The sequence below is a fragment of the Janthinobacterium sp. JC611 genome (assembly GCF_018682595.1).
Taxonomy (GTDB): Bacteria; Pseudomonadota; Gammaproteobacteria; order Burkholderiales; family Burkholderiaceae_D; genus Janthinobacterium.
In genome coordinates this window covers 210,997-229,092 of the sequence record NZ_JAFLJN010000009.1, presented here as the reverse complement: position 1 = coordinate 229,092, position 18,096 = coordinate 210,997, and the positions used below count along the sequence as shown (strand labels likewise).

The following is an 18,096-nucleotide window of genomic DNA, read 5'->3' as shown; positions in this document are numbered from 1 at the left end:
CTACTCCCCCGCCAGGCGCAAGGACACGTCGCCGGACATGATTTCCTGCAGGCCGCCATCGGTGCGCAGCAGCAAACGGCCCAGCTGGTCCACGCCGGCCGCCACGCCTTGCTGCAGCAGCTGGCCGTTGTCGAGGATTTTCACGTGCTGGCCCTGCCACGCATGCAGCGCGTTCCAGCGCTCCGTAAACGGCGCGAAGCCCGTGTCGTCGAATTCGGCCAGCACGCCGGCCAGGCGGCTGAGCAGGGCCGCCACCAGGGTGTTGCGTTCCATCTGCGCCAGCCAGGGCACGGCCGAGACGCTGCGGCCGATCTGCCGTTCCAGCGCATCGGGCATCAGCAGATTGATGCCGCAGCCGATCACGGCCCACACGCCGCCATCGGCTGCCTGCTGCGTCTCGACGAGGATGCCCGCCAGTTTGTGGCCATCCTTGAGCATATCGTTCGGCCACTTCAGCTGCACCGGCACGCCCAGCGCCGTCATGCTTTCGGCCAGCGCCACGCCGACGGCCAGCGGCAGGCCGACCAGTTGATGCAGCGGTCCCTTGAAGCTCCAGGCCAGCGAGAACATCAGGCTGGCGTCCGGCTGCGACACCCACGGCCGTCCGGCGCGCCCGCGTCCGGCCGTCTGCTGGCCGGCGATGCGCAGGGTGGGGCCGGCCAGCGCGGCGCAGCGCGCCAGCAGGTCGGCGTTGGTCGATCCCGTTTCGTCGACCACTTCGATGGCCACGTGGGAGGCGCCCGTGGCGCAATGGGCGGCGATGGCCGCGCTGTTCAAGTCTGAGTGCTTCGTCATGGTGATGGAGTCAGTTGCGCGCCTTGTGCGGCGCATTCGCGAAGGCCCGGTCGTAGACGGCATTGGGCAGCGCGCGCAGCAGCTTGGCGACGACGCCCATCTGCCACGGGATGACGCGGTAGCTGTCGCCGTCGGCGATGGCGCGCGCGGCGCGCGCGGCGAATTTATCGGCCGGCATCAGGAAGGGCATGCGGTAGGCGTTGTGGCGCGTCATCGGCGTGTCGATGTAGCCGGGCGTGATGGTGACGACCTTGACGCCGGCAGGTTTCAACTCCAGGCGCAGCGATTCGCAGTAGCTGATGACGGCCGCCTTCGAGGCGCTGTACGCTTCGGCGCCGGGCAGGCCGCGGATGCCGGCCACGCTGCCGATGCCCACCAGGCGTCCGTTGCCCTGGTTTTTCATGGTGGCGATGAAGGGCGCGAAGGTGGCGACGGTGGCCGTGACGTTGATGGCGATGAGGCGCGCAAAGGCGTCGAGATCTTCCGCGTGTTCGCTCAAGGTGCCGTAGGACACGCCGGCGCTGGCGATGACGACGTCGATGCCGCCGGCATGGACGATGAAGTCAGCGGCCGCGTTTTTCAGGGCGGCGTGGTCGCACACGTCGACGGCGTAGGCGCGGTGGCGTTCGGGGGAGGGCAGGGAAGCGATCAGCTGCCGCAGGGTGTCGCCGCGGCGGGCCAGCAAGCCCAGTTGCGCGCCCTGGCGCGCGTACTGCAGCGCCAGGGCGGCGCCCAGTCCGCTCGACGCGCCCGTGATGAAAACGCGTTGCATCAGGCGATGCCCGGGCGCGCCAGGGAAGTGGCCATGCTTATTTCTTTTCCGCTTTGGCTTTCGCGACCAGCACGTCCATCACCGTGAGCGCCTGGGCGTTCAGCTGTTCTTCGTTCTTGGCCGACTTGCTGCCCTGGTCGGCCTGCGAAGGCGAGGTGATGTAGCGGCCGTCGATGGCGATCATGGGCCAGAACGTGACGTTATAGCCCTGCATCATGGCGTCCGCGCGGCGCACGCGGGCCGAGACGCCCATCGAACGGTAGGTGTCGATGAACTTCTGGCGGTCCACGCCCTGCTTGGCGACGAAGTCGAAGACGGCGTCGTCGGTGTTCAGGCGGTTGCGCTCCACGTGCATGGCGTGGAAGACGCTGGTGTGCAGCTTGTCGACCAGGCCCATGGCTTGCAGGGTGAAGAACAGGCGCTGTTGCGGCGCCACGCTGTCATCGCGCGACACGTGCACGCGCTTGAAGACGATGTTGTCGCCCTGTTTCTTGACCCAGGCCGCCAGTTGCGGCTCGAGCACGTTGCAATGCGGGCAGTAATAGGCGAAGAATTCCGTCACTTCGATCTTCTTGCCCGCTTCCGTCGCCTGCGGCGTGGCCAGGGTTTCGTACTCGACGCCGTTCTTCGGCTCGGCCGGCGAGGCCGATGCCCCGATGGCGATGGTGCACAGGGCGGCGGCGAACAGGATCTTCTTCAGAAAACGCATGCTGGTTCCTTATTTTTGGTTGCGGACGACGGCGACGTCGATACCGTTTTCAGACAGTTTGGTGCGCGCGCGGTTCATCGCCTCGAGCTGGTTGAACGGTCCGACGCGCACGCGGTGCAGCACGCCGGCGTCGGTGCTGCGGTCGCTGATGGCCGCTTCGAAGCCGAGCAGCGCCAGTTTGCCGCGCGTGCTTTCGGCGTCCGACATGTCATGGAAGGCGCCGGCCTGCAGATAATAAATCCATTTGTCGCCGGCTGCATCGGCCTTGGCCTCTTTCACGTCGGCCTTGGCTTGCGGCGCGGGTGCCGCCGCCGGCGTTTTCGGCGCCGGCTTGTCCTTCAATGTACCGATCAATTCCTGCAGCGCATCCGGCGGCGGCGCCTTCGGCTGCTGCGCGGTGGCGGGCGCGGGCGCCGGTGCGGCCGGCTGCGTCGGCGTGACGATCTCGCGCGGCTCCTTGGAGAAGTCGCGCGCCGCTTCCTTGGCCGCTTCCTTGTTGCCGTACATCGGCTTGTTCGGGTCGGCGATCTGGCCGGCCGTCGGCTCGGCCGATTTGCCGGCCTTGCCCGATTTGTCGGTGAACGGCGAGGCGCCCTTGGTGATCACCAGGGCGACCACCACGGCGATGCCCAGGCCGATGACCAGGCCGATGATGATGCCGACCAGGGTATTGCCCTGCTGGCGCCGGGTCGAAGAGAAGCGGGAAGCATGATTCATTGACGGTTTGACCTTCGCGATTACATTTTGTTTGGCGCGGACACGCCGATCAGTGCCAGGCCGTTGCGCAGCACCTGGCGCGCGGCGATGACGAGGGCCAGGCGGGCCATCTTGACGGCTTCGTCCTCGACCAGCACTTTTTCGGCGAAGTAGAAGCTGTGCAGGTTGGCGGCCAGGTCGCGCAGGTAGAAGGCGACTTGGTGCGGTCCCAGTTCCGCTTGCGCGCGCGCCAGCATTTCCGGGTAGGCGGCCAGGGTCGCCAGCAGGGTCGCCTCGGTCGGCGCCGTCAGCGGGGAAAGGTCGACGTTGGCAATCGCGCTTGCATCGCCGCCCCAGTTTTCCAGGATGCGGCAGATGCGCGCATGCGCGTACTGCACGTAATAGACGGGGTTTTCATCGGTGGTTTTCAGCGCCACGTCGACGTCGAAGACGAATTCCGTGTCGGCCTTGCGCGAGATGAGGAAGAAGCGCACGGCGTCGCGGCCCTTGGCGATGTCGCCGCCGCCCGACCATTCGATCAGGTCGCGCACGGTCACGTAGGAGCCGGCGCGCTTGGAAATCTTGACTTCCTCGCCGTCCTTCATGACGGTGACCATCTTGTGCAGCACGTAGTCGGGGTAGCCTTGCGGGATGCCCATGTCGACCGCTTGCAGGCCGGCGCGCACGCGCGCGATGGTGCCGTGGTGGTCGCTGCCCTGGATATTGATGGCCTGCACGAAGCCGCGCTGCCATTTCACCAGGTGATACGCGACGTCCGGCACGAAATACGTGTAGGTGCCGTCCGTCTTGCGCATGACGCGGTCCTTGTCGTCGCCGAAGTCGGTGGTGCGCAGCCACAGCGCGCCATCCTGCTCATAGGTGTGGCCCGCCTTGATCAGGGTTTCCACGGCGCTGTTGACCTTGCCGTCCGCATACAGCGACGATTCCAAATAGTAATTGTCGAACTTCACGCCGAAGGCCTGCAAGTCGATGTCCTGCTCGTTGCGCAGGTAGGTGACGGCGAACGGGCGGATCGAATCGATGTCGTCCACGTTGCCATTGGCCGTGGCGGGCAAGCCGTCGCTGGCCGAGACGGTCTTGCCTGCCTTGAAGTCGTTGGCGATGTCGGCGATGTAGTCGCCGTTGTAGGCGGACTCGGGCCATTCGGCGTCACCCGGCTTGAAGCCGCGCGCGCGCGCCTGCACGGAGTTGGCCAGGGTCTGGATCTGCACGCCAGCGTCGTTATAGTAGAACTCGCGCGTCACCTGGTAGCCTTGCGCGTCGAACAGCGAGGACAGGGCGTCGCCCAGCGCTGCCTGGCGGCCGTGGCCCACGTGCAGCGGACCGGTCGGGTTGGCCGAGACGAATTCCAGGATGACTTGCTTGCCCGCGCCTGCCGTGCTGCGGCCATAGCTGTCGGCCTCGCCCAGGATGGTTTTCACCACGGCTTGCTTGGCGGCGGCGCAGACGCGCACGTTGATGAAGCCGGGACCGGCGATTTCCACTGCCTCGACCAGGCCCTTGCCGGCCGGATTGGCCAGCACGGCGCTGACGATGGTTTGCGCCAGTTCGCGGGGATTCTGTTTCAGCTGCTTGGCCAGTTGCATGGCGATATTGCAGGCGACGTCGCCATGCGATGCGTCGCGTGGTCGCTCGAGCACCACGGTAGGCGCAAGCGAAGTGCCGGCCAGGACGGGAGCGAGGGCGGCCTGGAACAGGGCGATGATTTCTTGTTTCTGTTGGGCGAGCATGAGCAGGATGGCGGCGGAACCGCGTTAAGAATGAATAGAATGAATCAAAAAGCAAAACGGACGGCAAGTACCCAAGCCGCCCAGACTGCGTTAATTATACTGGTTTGCTGCCGGGAACAATACGCCAGCCGGCAGTGTCCCCGTGCCGGCGCGTTTCACGATATTATCAGGACAGCATGCTGATGTTGGTGCATGAAAACATCAGCATGGCGCATTCTGCCGGTATATATGCAGTTTTTTGCCGCAATTTACAGGTATCGCTGCAATCGCTTGGGCCAGAGGGCGCCACAAACGCTACAATCGACCCTTTATTGATGACGCGCGGCCGCGAGTGCCACCCTGCCACCAGCCGCGCGCAGCCACACCGGATAACTATGAACAAGCGCCCCACGCTGAAATTGAAAACCAAGCCGGCGCCAGGCCAGGCTCCTGCCGCACCAAAATTACGTCCCAGCTACCATCCCGACCTGAAACCGGTCTTGCAGCCAGGCTTCCAACCCGATTTGCGCGCCGACTCGCTGGCGTTTTGCCTGCTGGGCGCGGCCAATGCCGTGGCGCAAGTGCGCACGGGCACGGCCCTGCCGCAGGCGCTGGCCAAGGTGTTTGCGCAATCGAACGCCAGCCCGCAAGCGCGCGGCGCCATCCAGGATATTTCCTACCGCACCATGCGCCAGCTGGGCCGCAGCGAAACCCTGGTCGGCCTGATGACGTCGAAGGCGCCCGAGCCGCCGATGCTGGCCGCGCTGCTGTGCTGCGCGCTGTCGCTGATGTCGGCCGAGCCGGGCGAACAGCCGTACGAAGAGTTTACCGTGGTCGACCAGGCCGTCACGGTCGCCACCTCGCACCCTGACCTGGCGCACGCCAAGGGCATGGTGAATGCCGTCTTGCGCCGCTTCTTGCGCGAGCGCAAGTCCTTGCTGGAAGCGGCCCTGCAGCAACCTTTGGCGCAATGGAATTATCCGCAGTGGTGGATCGACTCGCTGCGCCTGGCTTACCCGCGAGACTGGCAGGCCATTTTGACGGCCGGCAATGCCGTGCCGCCGCTGACCTTGCGCGTGAATCGCCGCAAGAGCACGGTCGAAGCCTACCTGGCCGTGCTGGCCGAGGCGGGCATCGCCGCGCGCCAGGTGGGGCCGTTCGCCGTGCGCCTGGACAAGCCGATCGGCGTGGCGCTGATCCCCGGCTTCGAGCAGGGCGTCGTCTCCGTGCAGGATGCTGGCGCGCAATTGGCCGCGCCCTTGCTGGATTTGCAGGATGGCATGCGCGTGCTGGACGCCTGCGCGGCGCCCGGCGGCAAGACGTGCCACATCCTCGAACTGGCCGACGTGCACGTGACGGCCATCGACGCGGACGCCAAGCGCCTGCCGCGCATCGCGGAAAACCTCGGGCGCCTGGGCCTGGAGGCCACCCTGAAGGCGCAGGATGCGCAATCGAACGCCTGGTGGGACGGTCAGCAGTACGACCGCATCCTGGCCGACGTGCCGTGCACGGCCTCGGGCATCGTGCGCCGCCATCCCGACATTCGCTGGTTGCGCCGCAAGGGCGATGCGTTCCAACTTGCAACACTTTCCTCCAAAATTCTGGACAACCTGTGGCAGATGCTGCGCCCCGATGGTAAATTGCTATTCGTGACATGTTCATTGTGGCCGCAAGAGTCCGAGGCACAGGCGGCGGCATTTGCGGTACGCAATAACGCGACCCGATTGACGGCGCCTGGCCAACTGTTGCCGACTGGCAGCGCGGAGCAGGACCACGACGGTTTGTTCTATGCGCTCTTCCAAAAAAATGCGGCTTGAGCGATTCGTCGAACCTTTTCTTACGGACACTACTGGCACACTTGTGACGACACGACTCTTCCGACTCCTGGCCCTGCTGCTGATGCTGGCATGTACCATGCCACGCGCGCATGCCGCCGACATGGTCGAGATCACCCGTGCTTACATCGAGGCTAGCGAAGAGGGCTACAAGCTGGCCGCCACGTATTCCTTCGAGCTCAATCACGACCTCGATGACGCGGTGCAGCATGGCGTGCCGCTGTATTTCACGACGGAAATCGAACTGACCCGGCCCCGCTGGTACTGGTTCGATGAAAAAGCCATCGTCGCGCGCCAGACCAGCAAGCTGTCCTACAACGTGCTGACGCGCCAGTATCACGTATCGGGCGGTGGCTTGCAGCAAAGCTTCCCCACCCTCGACGACGCGCTGTTCCTGATCCGCCGTCCCAGCCGCTGGCTGGTGGCGCGGCGCGGCGAGCTGAAAGTGGGGCAGACGTACAACGTCACCCTGCGCATGGGCATGGACCGCGACTACCTGCCCAAGCCGATACAGGTCAATGCCTTCAATAACAGCGACTGGCGCCTGGCTTCGAATAAAAAAACCTTCTTGTATACGGCGGAGTAGTGAGTCAAGCATTGCGCTATCTGCTGGTGGTGGGCGGCGGCATTGTCAGTATCCTGCTGTTCCTGCTGGCGTCGGCTTCCGACAATTCCGGCTTTTTCGACCGTTACTACACCTGGCTGCTGGGCCTGAATGCGGCCGTGGCCGTGTCCCTGCTGGCGCTGGTGGGCATTTCCCTGGCCCGCCTGTACGCGCGCTACAAGAGCGGCAAGTTCGGCTCCAAGCTGATGACGCGCCTGGTGATGCTGTTCGCCGCCGTCGGCATCCTGCCCGGCCTGGTGATTTTCCTTGTGTCAGTGCAATTCGTCTCCCACTCGATCGAATCCTGGTTCAACGTCAAGATCGAAGCGGCGCTGGAATCGGGGATTGAGCTGGGTCGTGCCGGCCTCGACGCGGCCCTGGTCGAGCTCGACCACCGGGGCCACAAGGCCGTCGAAGAACTGGGCGCCGACCCGGTGGCCGGCCCTGCCGTGCTGACCAGCCTGCTGCGCGAAGAGGGCATGCAAAATGTCATGCTCGTCAGCGGCGACGGCGTGCTGCTGGCCAGCGCCGGGCCGCATAGCGCGGCCGACTTGCCGACGCCGCCCATGCTGGTGCAGGCGGCCTTGCCGGCCGGCTATGCCTCCGCCGAGGGCGGACTGGAGCTGCACGACGATGGCACGGAGTCGGGCGGCGGCGGTTTCCGCTCAGGCCTGCCGGCGTCGCTGGACACGGCGGCCAGCCTGCGCTTGCGCGTGCTGGTGGCCGTGCCGGGGCCTTCCGTCTCGCCCCGTTATTTGCAGCTGCTGCAATCGGTGCCGCCCAAGCTGGCGACGAATGGCGAAGTGCTGCGCGCCGCCTACAGCGAATACAAGGAACGTTTCGTCGCGCGCGTGGGCTTGCGCAAGATGTACATGGAAATCCTCACCCTGACCTTGCTGCTGGCCATTTTCGGCGCCATCGGCAGCGCTTTCCTGATCGCCGGCAATCTGGCCCAGCCCCTGCTGCTGCTGGCCGAAGGCACGCGCGCCGTGGCCGAGGGCGATTTGTCGCCGCGTCCCATCGTCGCCACCAAGGATGAACTGGGCACCCTGACGCAGTCGTTCAATATCATGACGCGCCAGTTGCTCGATGCGCGCACGGCCGTGGAAAGCAACCGCGCCGCCTTGCAGAACGCCAAGGCCCACCTGGAATCGGTGCTGGCGAACATGTCGGCCGGCGTGATGGTGCTCGACGGCGATTTCAAGCTGGTGACCTGCAATGAATCGGTCGAGCGCATCCTGCAGCATTCAGGCATGAGCATGGTGGGCCAGCCGCTGGCGCATATTGCTGGAATGGAAGAGTTTGGCGGCGCCATCATCAGCGCCTTCACGGCGCAAAGCGCGCAATCGGCGTCGGGCCGCAACCAGCAGCGCCTGCACTGGCAGCGCCAGATCGAGATTCCGCGCCGCCTGGGCAGCAGTGCCGACGAGCATGACATCACCTTGCTGGCGCGCGGTTCGCGCCTGCCGCTCGAGTCCGGCAGCGGCTACATCGTCGTCTTCGATGATATTTCCGACGTGATTTCCGCGCAGCGCTCGATCGCCTGGGGCGAGGTGGCGCGCCGCCTGGCGCATGAAATCAAGAACCCGCTCACGCCGATCCAGCTGTCGGCCGAGCGCCTGCAGATGAAGCTCGAAGGCAAGCTGGAGCAGCCGGACGCCGACCTGCTCAGCCGGGCCACCACCACCATCGTCAAGCAGGTCGATGCGATGAAGCGCATGGTCGACGACTTCCGCGACTATGCGCGCACGCCGCCGGCCGTGCTCACGCCGCTGCGCTTGAACGAGCTGATCGAAGAGATACTGAATCTGTACCTGCGCGGCGACGACGGCGACATCATCCACCCGCAACTGGCGCCGAATCTGCCGATGGTGATGGGCGATCCGACCCAGTTGCGCCAGGTGATCCATAACCTGCTGCAGAACGCGCAGGACGCCATGGCCGACCTGCCGCCGGACTCGCCGCATCCGCGGATTGACGTAAGGACGGAAGCAATTCATTATCGCAGTGCGGACGGCGGCGTGAATATCGCCGTGCGGCTGGCCATCACCGACAACGGTCCTGGTTTTGCGCCGAAAATCCTGGCGCGGGCCTTCGAGCCCTACGTGACCTCGAAGGCGCGCGGCACGGGCTTGGGCCTGGCGATGGTCAAGAAAATTATCGATGAACACGGCGGACGCATCGATATCGAGAACCGGGTCGACGGCAATGGCGCTTCGGTGGTCATTTTGCTGTTAAAGTTAGCTCCCGACACTCCTGCCCAGGAATTCCTGGCGTGAGGGTCTGGTTTAGTATTTAAAACACTAATAAAATCATAGTTGTCCGCCGTGTACATCTTGTGCGCGACGGCCGGCGAAATGAGGAAGGCAAGACACGAATGGCAAACATACTCGTAGTGGATGATGAAATGGGTATCCGTGAGTTGCTCTCGGAAATTTTGGGCGACGAAGGACATGCTATCCAGCTGGCCGAAAATGCGCAGCAGGCGCGTGAAGCGCGTGCCGCCGGTGCGCCGGATCTGGTATTGCTGGATATCTGGATGCCCGACACCGATGGCGTCACCTTGCTCAAGGAATGGCAGCGCGATGGCTTGCTGACCATGCCGGTGATCATGATGTCGGGCCACGCCACCATCGATACGGCGGTCGAGGCGACGCGCATCGGCGCCATGAACTTCCTGGAAAAACCGATTGCCCTGCAAAAACTGCTGAAGGCAGTCCAGCAAGGCTTGGCGCGGGCGCAGGAAACCGTGCGCGCGCCGAGCGTGGCGCCGCGTCCCGTGGCGCCCGTGGTGCCCGAGGAAAGCAGCCATCCCGTGCCCAGCTTTGGCGGCAGCGCGCCGCAACAGCTGATGGTGCGTCCAGGCATCGCGGTACCGGCGGTGGCTGAAGGCCATGGCTACAACCTGTCGTTCGACTTGCCCCTGCGCGAGGCGCGCGACGCGTTCGAGCGCATGTATTTCGAACACCACCTGGGACGCGAAGGCGGCAGCATGACGCGCGTGGCGGAAAAAACAGGTCTCGAGCGCACCCATTTGTACCGCAAGCTGAAACAGCTGGGCGTCGAGCCGGGCAAGCTGGCCAAGAAAAGCCTGTGACCGCAGCCATGCGGCGTCCGACGCCGCTGACCCTGGTCAGCGGTGGACGCGCCGCCGGGCGCGAAGCGGCCATCGCGCAAGCCTTGCCGCCTGGCCAGCAGGTCGCCGTGATCCTCGAGGGCCTCGCCGACGGCAACGCCATCCTGGCCGAGCTGGCCGAGCAAGTTTCCCTTACCTCACCATTTCCATTGCAACTGTTGCGCATCGCGCCCGGTTGCCTGTGCTGCAGCGGCAATCTCGTATTGCGTGTAACATTGAATCGTCTGCTGCGCCATCCACCCGCACACTTGTTCATCAGCCTGGCCGACGCCTCGCACATCGAGCAACTGCGCACCTGGCTCACCGCCAGTCCCTACGATGCCCTGCTGGCGCTGGAACCGGACCTGCTTGTTTCCTGACGGTATTACCGTAGTCGCAGTTTGCATCTCGTTACAACTCTGTAGCCCGCAGGGTGGCATGGCCGCTTGAAATGGCGCCGCGTGAACCCCACCTCTGTCCTGAAACCGCAGGAGTTTCTCCTGCTTGAGCGAAGGATGCAAAATGAACCTGATCTATAACAGCGAACAATATAGCGTCGTGGAATTCGGCGCCGACGTCGACCTGGAAGCCTTGCGCTTTGGCGGCTATGAAATCGTCGACAAGGGCGGCAAGCGGGAAACCTTTATCGCTGGCATCCTTGCGCAACACTTCCGCCGCGACGTCACGGAACTGATCGCCAGCGAACCCAGCATGGAAGAGATCGATGAATTTTTGGGCAGTTACGATTCCCTCATGAGCCAGCCAGTCCTGTTGCACTGACCGGATGACTATCGCCACCATACCAATCCGTCTGGCGGCATGGTATGGTGGCTGGGTTACCCTGCTGCAAACAGACCATGTGCCAACTTCTCGGAATGAATTGCAATGTCCCCACGGACATTGTCTTTAGTTTTACCGGCTTCGCCATGCGCGGCGGCCATACCGATACCCACCATGACGGCTGGGGCATCGCTTTTTTCGAGGGTGCCGGCGTGCGCCATTTCGTCGACCACCAGGCGGCCATCGCCTCGCCCGTGGCCGAGCTGATCAAACGCTATCCCATCAAGTCGCGCAATGTCATCGCGCATATCCGCAAAGCCACGCAAGGCCAGGTGGCGCTGGAAAACTGCCACCCTTTCGTGCGCGAACTGTGGGGCCGCTACTGGGTCTTTGCCCATAATGGCGATTTGAAGGAATTCAATCCCGTGCTGACGGGCAGTTACCGCCCCGTCGGCTGCACCGACAGTGAGCGCGCTTTCTGCTACCTGCTGCAGGAACTGCACGCGCGCTTTGGCGATGCCCCGCCCGCGTTGCCGCAACTGCATGCGGCCCTGGCTGAGCTGTTGCCCAGCATCGCGGCCCACGGCACGTTCAACATGATGCTGTCGAGCGGCGAGGCGCTGTTTGCCCATTGCTCGACCAGCTTGCACTATCTGGTGCGACAACATCCGTTTCCAACTGCTAAACTCTCCGATGAAGACCTGAGCGTGGACTTTTCCCAGGTAACGACGCCGCAGGATCGCGTGGCCGTGATCGTTACCCAGCCGCTGACGACGAATGAGCAATGGACGGCGTTTGCGCCCGGTGAATTGAAATTATTTGTCGACGGCATGGTGCAAGACACGCCAGTGACTTAATTTGTTGACGACAATACGCTGGATTGCTGCCAAAATACCCACAGCGCGGGCGGAATTCAGCTAAAGTATTGTCAATAGTGAACCTTGATGCGGGCGCGGCGCGGCCGGTGTCACTCGACGTGATTGATGAAGAGTTAATGATCGATATTTCCAGCAATGACATCACCCCGAAGCCCTTGCGCGTGCGCGAGTTCTATCTGGGGCGACAACCTATTCTCGACCGCAATCAAGCCCTGTTTGGCTATGAGTTGCTATTCCGCAACGCTCCGGTCGGCCCCGCCAACATAACCAGCGACCTGTCCGCCACGGCATCCGTCATCGCCCACGCGTCGCAGCTGGGCATGGAAAAGGTCATCGGCGACGCGCTCGGTTTCGTCAACGTCGATGCCGACGTGATCATGAGCGACATCTTCGTCTTCCTGCCGCGTGAAAAAGTCGTGCTGGAAATCGTCGAATCGATGCCCGTCACGCCCGAAGTGCGCGCGCGCATCAGCGAACTGGTGGGCCATGGCTTCACCTTCGCGCTGGAAAACGTCGTGTCCGACACGCCACAAGTGCAGGAACTGCTGCCGCTGGTGCAATACGTCAAGATGGACATGAGCACGGTCGACCCGAAAGTGCTGGCCGCCCTGGCGCCCCGTTTCAAGCAGGAAAACAAGAAACTGGTGGCGGAAAAGGTCGAGACGCGCGAAGAGTTCAAGTCGGGCCTGGACCTGGGCTTCGATTACTTCCAGGGTTATTATTTTGCCAAGCCTGCCATCATGACGGGCAAGAAGTTGTCGCCGTCGCAACTGGCCGTCATGGAACTGATGACCCTGGTGACGTCGGACGCCGACAATATGGACATCGAGCGCGCCATCAAGCGCGACGTGTCGCTGGCCTTGAACCTGCTGCGCCTGGTCAATACACCGGCCGTGGGCGCGCGCCAGCGCATCGATTCGCTGAGCCAGGCTGTGACCGTGCTGGGCCGCCGCCAGTTGCAACGCTGGCTGCAAATCATGCTGTACGCGGAGCCAAGCAAGCGCGGCCATAGCATGACGCCGTTGCTGATGCTGGCCACCACGCGCGGCCGCCTGCTGGAATTGCTCGCGCATAAACTGCGTCCGAACCACGCCCACTCGGCCGATATCGCCTTTACGGTCGGCATCATGTCCCTGATGGATACCCTGTTCGGCGTGCCGATGTCGGAAATCCTCAGCCAGATCGAAGTGATCGACGAAGTGGCCGAAGCGCTGCTGTCGCGCGAAGGCTTCTATGGCGACCTGCTGCGCCTGGCCGAATGCATCGAGCGCATCGAAGACATGGAAGGCGAGATCGTGCCAACCTTGCGCGACCTGGCCATGTCGCCGGGCGACCTGGTGGAGCTGGAAATGGCCGCCTACGAATGGAGCGACAACGTCGTACGATACGCGCTGTAGGTCGGATTAGCGCGACCTCCCGGCCGCGCGTAATCCGACAACATTGTTGGCGCGCTCTTTAAAAACCCTGCACGGCATCGCCGTGGCAGGGTTTTTTTACGCCGCTACGCGGCGGCGCCGGGCCAGTGCTTGTGCAGCTCGGGGTCGGTGCGTAGTTCCCACAGGGCCAGCACGACGACGGCGATACCGACGATCAGCTCGTTCCACATGACGACGCGCTGTTCGGCCAGCCGCAAGACCCATGGGGAGGCGGCGACCCAGACGCCCACCAGCAGGTTGACGACGACGGCCCAGAAATAGGTCTTGTACAGGTCGAAGGCGGCCAGCACGGCGATCACGAGGCCCGAGACAAAGGCGTTGATCATCTGCGGCGAACCTTCGGGATAGGAAAAGGCCCAGGGCGAGACGACGAGCCACAGGCCCAGCAACAGGATCACTTGATCCTGCCAGCGTTTCAGTTTGAAGTTGGTTGCCATATTACCTCCTTGCCAGTTGGGAACGGACCGGAGCGGGCATGCAGCATGCCGGCCGGCATACTGCGTTAGTGCGCTTCGGCGCGCGATAAGTTCCGCGCGCCTTGTGCTTATATGATGGTATTACGACAGGTTCGGCGCCAGCCAGCGTTCCACGTCCTCGACCTTCGCGCCACGGCGCTTGGCCATGTCTTCCACCTGGTCCATGCCGATCTTGCCGACGACGAAGTATTTCGACTCCGGGTGGGCAAAATAGAAGCCGGACACGGCCGCGCCGGGGAACATGGCATACGATTCCGTCAGCTGCATGCCGATTTCCCCGGCCTGCATGACCTCGAACATCTGTTTCTTGACCGTGTGCTCGGGGCAGGCAGGGTAGCCGGGCGCCGGGCGGATGCCCACGTATTTCTCGGCGATCATGTCGTCGTTGCTCAAGTGCTCGTCCGGCACGTAGCCCCACAAGTCCTTGCGCACGCGCTCGTGCAGGTATTCGGCAAACGCCTCGGCCAGGCGGTCCGCCAGCGATTTGAGCATGATGGACGAGTAATCGTCGTGCGCATCCTCGAAGCGCTTTTCGTATTTCTCGATGCCCAGGCCGGACGTGACGGCGAACATGCCGATGTAATCCTTCACGCCCGACGCCTTCGGTGCGATGAAGTCGGCCAGGCACTGGTTCGGGCGCTGCACGCCGTCGACCACGGGCTTGACGCCCTGCTGGCGCATGCCGTAATACGTGAACGCCACGGTACTGCGCGTATCGTCCGTGTACACCTCGATATCGTCGTCATTGACGCTGTTGGCCGGCAGCAAGGACACGACGCCATTGGCCGTCAGCCAGCGCCCGTCGATGAGTTTCTTTAACAAGGCCTGGCCTTCCGCGTAGACCTTGGTGGCCGCGTCGCCCACCACCTCATCCGTCAAAATGGCGGGGAAGGGGCCGGCCAGGTCCCAGGTCTGGAAGAACGGGCCCCAGTCGATATAGTTGGCCAGGGTGGCCAGGTCGACGTTTTTAAACACGCGGCGGCCGATGAACTTCGGTTTCACGGGCGCGCAGGGGCCGTCGAAGGGCACGAGCATCTTGTTGGCGCGCGCCTGCGCCAGCGGCAAAATCGGCAGCGCCTTCTTGTTGGCGTGCTGCTCGCGGATGCGCGCGTAATCGAGTTCAATGTCTTCCACGTATTTGTCGCGCTGTTCCGGCGTCAGCAGCGATTGCGCCACGGACACGGAACGCGAGGCGTCCGGCACGTAGATCACGGGGCCGTCGTAGTTGTGCGCGATTTTCACGGCCGTGTGAGCGCGGCTGGTGGTGGCGCCGCCGATCAGCAGGGGAATCTTGAGCATGCGGAAATGTTCGTCGCGCTGCATTTCCTTGGCGACATAGGCCATTTCTTCCAGCGACGGCGTGATCAGGCCCGACAGGCCGATGATGTCCGCGTTTTCCACCTTGGCGCGCGCGAGGATTTCCGAGCACGGCACCATCACGCCCATGTTCACCACTTCGAAGTTGTTGCATTGCAGAACGACGGTGACGATGTTCTTGCCGATGTCATGCACGTCGCCTTTCACGGTCGCCATGATGATCTTGCCCTTCGGCTTGGCGACGATGCCCGTGCGCTGCTCTTCCAGCAGCTTTTCTTCCTCGATGAACGGGATCAGATGGGCCACGGCCTGTTTCATGACGCGCGCCGATTTCACCACTTGCGGCAGGAACATCTTGCCTTGGCCAAACAGGTCGCCGACCACGTCCATGCCGGCCATCAGCGGGCCCTCGATCACGTGGATCGGGCGTCCGCCATTGTGCAGCAGTTGCTGGCGCGCTTCTTCCGTGTCTTCCACGATGAATTGCGTGATGCCGTGCACCAGCGCGTGCGACAGGCGCTCCTGCACCGTGCCTTCACGCCAGGCCAGGGTTTGCGCCTCGGCCTTGCCGCCCGCCTTCAGGGTGCCGGCAAATTCGATCATGCGCTCGGTCGAGTCTTCGCGGCGGTTCAGCACCACGTCTTCCACGCGCTCGCGCAATTCCGGGTCCAGGTTGTCGTACACGCCCACCATGCCGGCGTTGACGATGCCCATGGTCATGCCGGCCTTGATGGCGTGGTACAGGAAGACGGTATGGATGGCTTCGCGGGCCGGATCGTTGCCGCGGAAACTGAACGACACGTTCGACACGCCGCCCGAGATCTTCGCGTACGGCAGGTTTTCCTTGATCCAGCGCGTGGCGTTGATGAAGTCGACGGCGTAGTTGTTGTGCTCTTCGATACCGGTGGCGACGGCAAAGATGTTCGGATCGAAAATGATGTCTTCCGGCGGGAAGTCCAGCGCATCGATCAACAGGTGATAGGCGCGCGCGCAAATTTCGATCTTGCGCTCGAAGGTGTCGGCTTGGCCCTTCTCATCGAAAGCCATGACGATGACGGCGGCGCCATAGCGGCGGCACAGCTTTGCCTGGCGCAGGAATTCCTCTTCGCCTTCCTTCATGGAAATCGAGTTGACGATGGCCTTGCCCTGCACGCATTTCAAGCCCGCTTCGATGACCGACCATTTCGACGAGTCGACCATGATGGGCACGCGAGAGATATCGGGTTCCGAGGCGATCAGGTTCAGGAAGCGCGTCATGGCCGCCTGCGAATCGAGCATGGCCTCGTCCATGTTGATGTCGATCACTTGCGCGCCGTTTTCCACTTGCTGGCGCGCCACGGACAGGGCTTCGTCATATTGCTCGTTGAGAATCATGCGCGCAAACGCCTTCGAGCCCGTGACGTTGGTGCGTTCGCCCACGTTGACGAACAGCGATTCATCGTTGACGACGAACGGTTCCAGGCCGGCCAGGCGCAGGTCGTGCGACGGCGCCGGCACGGTGCGCGGGGTGTTTTTTGACAACAATTCGCCGATGGCGGCGATGTGTTCGGGCGTGGTGCCGCAGCAGCCGCCCGCCATGTTCAGGAAGCCCGCGTCGGCGAACTCGCGCAGCAGGGCGGACGTGTCGGCTGGCAACTCGTCGAAGCCCGTGTCGCTCATGGGGTTGGGCAAGCCCGCGTTCGGGTAGATGCACACGAAGGTGTCGGCGATCTTGGCCAGCTCTTCCGCGTACGGGCGCATCAGGGCGGCACCCAGCGCGCAGTTCAGGCCGATGGTCAGCGGTTTCGCGTGGCGCACGGAATTCCAGAAGGCGGGCACGGTCTGGCCCGACAGGATGCGGCCCGAGGCGTCCGTGACGGTGCCGGAAATCATCAGCGGCAGGCGCGCGACGTCGGGATTTTGCTCGTAGAACAGGTCGATGGCGAACAGGGCCGCCTTGCAGTTCAAGGTATCGAAAATGGTTTCCACCAGCAACACGTCGGCGCCGCCTTCCACCAGGCCCTGCGTCTGCTGCAGGTAGGCGGCCACCAGCTGGTCGAAACTGACGTTGCGTGCGGCCGGGTCGTTGACGTCGGGCGAGATCGACGCCGTCTTGGGCGTGGGGCCCAGGGCGCCGGCGACGAAGCGCGGCTTGTCCGGCGTGGAATACTTGTCGCAGGCGGCGCGCGCCAGCTTGGCGGCCTGCACGTTCATTTCATAGGCCAGATGGGCCATGTGGTAATCGTCTTGCGCGATCGTCGTGGCGCCGAAGGTATTCGTTTCGATCAGGTCGGCGCCGGCCGCCAGGTAGCGCTCGTGGATTTCCTGGATGATGTGCGGCTGCGTCAGGGTCAGCAGCTCGTTATTGCCCTTGACGAACAGTTCGCGCGCGCCACTGTCGGCCGGCGCGGCGAAATCGATGAAGCGGCCGGCGGGACCGCCACGATACGCTTCCTCGTCGAGCTTGTATTGCTGGATGATCGTACCCATGGCGCCGTCGAGGATCATGATCCGCTGCGCCAGGATGGCGCGCAAGGTGGCTTCGGTCGGGGACATGGCGGGGATCACGGTATCGTTCATTTCATGCTTTCAATAGGCAAACGGGCGGCGGCGCGGCGACAGGACTGTACGAGGCGGATGCGGGCCAGCAGGATCAGCTGACGGAGAGTTGCCGGCCGGGTAGGGCAGGCAGAAGGTGGCAATCGCCTGATTTCACCGGGTCTAAAATTATACGGCATCAGGCTGCTTTGGTTTTAAGCAAAAGCGGCCGTTCACCCTAAGGCAGGCGTTCTTGCAACACATCGCCTTCCGCCACGCCTGCTCCTGAAAATTACATTCCTGAAAATCTTACTCAAAACGTTAATTCTTCCAGCAAAGTTGGCAGAAAGGTATGGTCTCTAGGCTGTGGAAAAATTTCCACATTATTTGTGCCGCATCCGCATCTTTTTAATGAATTGAATGGCAATAGCTGTAA

15 protein-coding genes are annotated in these 18,096 nt (G+C 63.2%); 8 read left to right on the top strand and 7 right to left on the bottom strand.

Annotated elements, in window-relative coordinates:
* The 5 genes from J0O65_RS08595 to argS are packed head-to-tail and all read right to left on the bottom strand — an operon-like array spanning position 1 to position 4,723.
* Positions 1-795 (bottom strand): biotin--[acetyl-CoA-carboxylase] ligase, encoded by a 795-nt coding sequence (locus J0O65_RS08595; protein WP_215405937.1) that lies wholly within the window; start codon positions 793-795, stop codon positions 1-3.
* A gap of 10 nt (positions 796-805) precedes the next feature.
* Positions 806-1,567 (bottom strand): SDR family oxidoreductase, encoded by a 762-nt coding sequence (locus J0O65_RS08590; protein WP_215405935.1) that lies wholly within the window; start codon positions 1,565-1,567, stop codon positions 806-808.
* Between the two features lie 37 nt (positions 1,568-1,604).
* Positions 1,605-2,276 (bottom strand): thiol:disulfide interchange protein DsbA/DsbL, encoded by a 672-nt coding sequence (locus J0O65_RS08585; protein ID WP_215405933.1) that lies wholly within the window; start codon positions 2,274-2,276, stop codon positions 1,605-1,607.
* A 9-nt stretch (positions 2,277-2,285) separates the two neighbouring features.
* On the bottom strand, positions 2,286-2,993 hold the full coding sequence (locus J0O65_RS08580; protein ID WP_215405931.1) for an SPOR domain-containing protein: 708 nt from the start codon (positions 2,991-2,993) through the stop codon (positions 2,286-2,288).
* A gap of 20 nt (positions 2,994-3,013) precedes the next feature.
* The gene (gene argS, locus J0O65_RS08575) at positions 3,014-4,723 is read right to left on the bottom strand and encodes an arginine--tRNA ligase (RefSeq protein WP_215405929.1); all 1,710 of its coding nucleotides are present in this window, start codon (positions 4,721-4,723) and stop codon (positions 3,014-3,016) included.
* Positions 4,724-5,097: 374 nt separating this feature from the next.
* Here argS and rsmB point away from each other — a divergent pair, with 374 nt between their 5' ends.
* The 8 genes from rsmB (at position 5,098) to J0O65_RS08535 (ending at position 13,311) form a co-directional block, all read left to right on the top strand.
* Complete coding sequence (gene rsmB, locus J0O65_RS08570; RefSeq protein ID WP_215405927.1) at positions 5,098-6,519, top strand: 16S rRNA (cytosine(967)-C(5))-methyltransferase RsmB; 1,422 nt, start codon at positions 5,098-5,100, stop codon at positions 6,517-6,519.
* A 97-nt stretch (positions 6,520-6,616) separates the two neighbouring features.
* The gene (locus tag J0O65_RS08565) at positions 6,617-7,123 is read left to right on the top strand and encodes a DUF4390 domain-containing protein (protein ID WP_226939765.1); all 507 of its coding nucleotides are present in this window, start codon (positions 6,617-6,619) and stop codon (positions 7,121-7,123) included.
* Positions 7,123-9,420 (top strand): sensor histidine kinase, encoded by a 2,298-nt coding sequence (locus tag J0O65_RS08560; RefSeq protein ID WP_215405925.1) that lies wholly within the window; start codon positions 7,123-7,125, stop codon positions 9,418-9,420. Before J0O65_RS08565 ends, J0O65_RS08560 begins: the two co-directional genes overlap by 1 nt.
* 98 nt (positions 9,421-9,518) lie before the next feature.
* Positions 9,519-10,238: a response regulator gene (locus tag J0O65_RS08555; protein ID WP_215405923.1), complete on the top strand. Its 720-nt coding sequence runs from the start codon at positions 9,519-9,521 to the stop codon at positions 10,236-10,238.
* Positions 10,235-10,636 carry a CobW family GTP-binding protein gene (locus J0O65_RS08550; protein WP_353056168.1) on the top strand — a complete coding sequence of 134 codons (402 nt, stop codon included), beginning with the start codon at positions 10,235-10,237 and terminating at the stop codon, positions 10,634-10,636. Before J0O65_RS08555 ends, J0O65_RS08550 begins: the two co-directional genes overlap by 4 nt.
* Positions 10,637-10,778: 142 nt before the next feature.
* A complete protein-coding gene (locus tag J0O65_RS08545; RefSeq protein WP_215405902.1) occupies positions 10,779-11,036 on the top strand; it encodes a BTH_I0359 family protein in 258 nt (85 codons plus the stop codon).
* Between the two features lie 77 nt (positions 11,037-11,113).
* A complete protein-coding gene (locus J0O65_RS08540; protein WP_215405900.1) occupies positions 11,114-11,893 on the top strand; it encodes a class II glutamine amidotransferase in 780 nt (259 codons plus the stop codon).
* A 137-nt stretch (positions 11,894-12,030) separates the two neighbouring features.
* Positions 12,031-13,311 (top strand): EAL and HDOD domain-containing protein, encoded by a 1,281-nt coding sequence (locus J0O65_RS08535; protein WP_215405898.1) that lies wholly within the window; start codon positions 12,031-12,033, stop codon positions 13,309-13,311.
* 104 nt (positions 13,312-13,415) lie between these two features.
* On the opposite strand, the gene J0O65_RS08530 is transcribed toward J0O65_RS08535, so the two are convergent.
* Both J0O65_RS08530 and metH read right to left on the bottom strand, forming a co-directional pair.
* Complete coding sequence (locus J0O65_RS08530) at positions 13,416-13,787, bottom strand: SPW repeat protein (RefSeq protein WP_152253527.1); 372 nt, start codon at positions 13,785-13,787, stop codon at positions 13,416-13,418.
* 120 nt (positions 13,788-13,907) lie between these two features.
* Positions 13,908-17,702 carry a methionine synthase gene (gene metH / locus J0O65_RS08525; protein WP_251373601.1) on the bottom strand — a complete coding sequence of 1,265 codons (3,795 nt, stop codon included), beginning with the start codon at positions 17,700-17,702 and terminating at the stop codon, positions 13,908-13,910.
* Positions 17,703-18,096: the final 394 nt, after the last annotated feature.

Excerpts from the sequence above, each read along its gene's own strand:
- J0O65_RS08595 (WP_215405937.1), bottom strand. The coding sequence starts at position 795 with ATGACGAAGCACTCAGACTTGAACAGCGCGGCCATCGCCGCCCATTGC.
- J0O65_RS08590 (WP_215405935.1), bottom strand. The coding sequence starts at position 1,567 with ATGCAACGCGTTTTCATCACGGGCGCGTCGAGCGGACTGGGCGCCGCC.
- J0O65_RS08585 (WP_215405933.1), bottom strand. The coding sequence starts at position 2,276 with ATGCGTTTTCTGAAGAAGATCCTGTTCGCCGCCGCCCTGTGCACCATC.
- J0O65_RS08580 (WP_215405931.1), bottom strand. The coding sequence starts at position 2,993 with ATGAATCATGCTTCCCGCTTCTCTTCGACCCGGCGCCAGCAGGGCAAT.
- argS (WP_215405929.1), bottom strand. The coding sequence starts at position 4,723 with ATGCTCGCCCAACAGAAACAAGAAATCATCGCCCTGTTCCAGGCCGCC.
- rsmB (WP_215405927.1), top strand. The coding sequence starts at position 5,098 with ATGAACAAGCGCCCCACGCTGAAATTGAAAACCAAGCCGGCGCCAGGC.
- J0O65_RS08565 (WP_226939765.1), top strand. The coding sequence starts at position 6,617 with ATGCCACGCGCGCATGCCGCCGACATGGTCGAGATCACCCGTGCTTAC.
- J0O65_RS08555 (WP_215405923.1), top strand. The coding sequence starts at position 9,519 with ATGGCAAACATACTCGTAGTGGATGATGAAATGGGTATCCGTGAGTTG.
- J0O65_RS08545 (WP_215405902.1), top strand. The coding sequence starts at position 10,779 with ATGAACCTGATCTATAACAGCGAACAATATAGCGTCGTGGAATTCGGC.
- J0O65_RS08540 (WP_215405900.1), top strand. The coding sequence starts at position 11,114 with ATGTGCCAACTTCTCGGAATGAATTGCAATGTCCCCACGGACATTGTC.
- J0O65_RS08535 (WP_215405898.1), top strand. The coding sequence starts at position 12,031 with ATGATCGATATTTCCAGCAATGACATCACCCCGAAGCCCTTGCGCGTG.
- J0O65_RS08530 (WP_152253527.1), bottom strand. The coding sequence starts at position 13,787 with ATGGCAACCAACTTCAAACTGAAACGCTGGCAGGATCAAGTGATCCTG.
- metH (WP_251373601.1), bottom strand. The coding sequence starts at position 17,702 with ATGAACGATACCGTGATCCCCGCCATGTCCCCGACCGAAGCCACCTTG.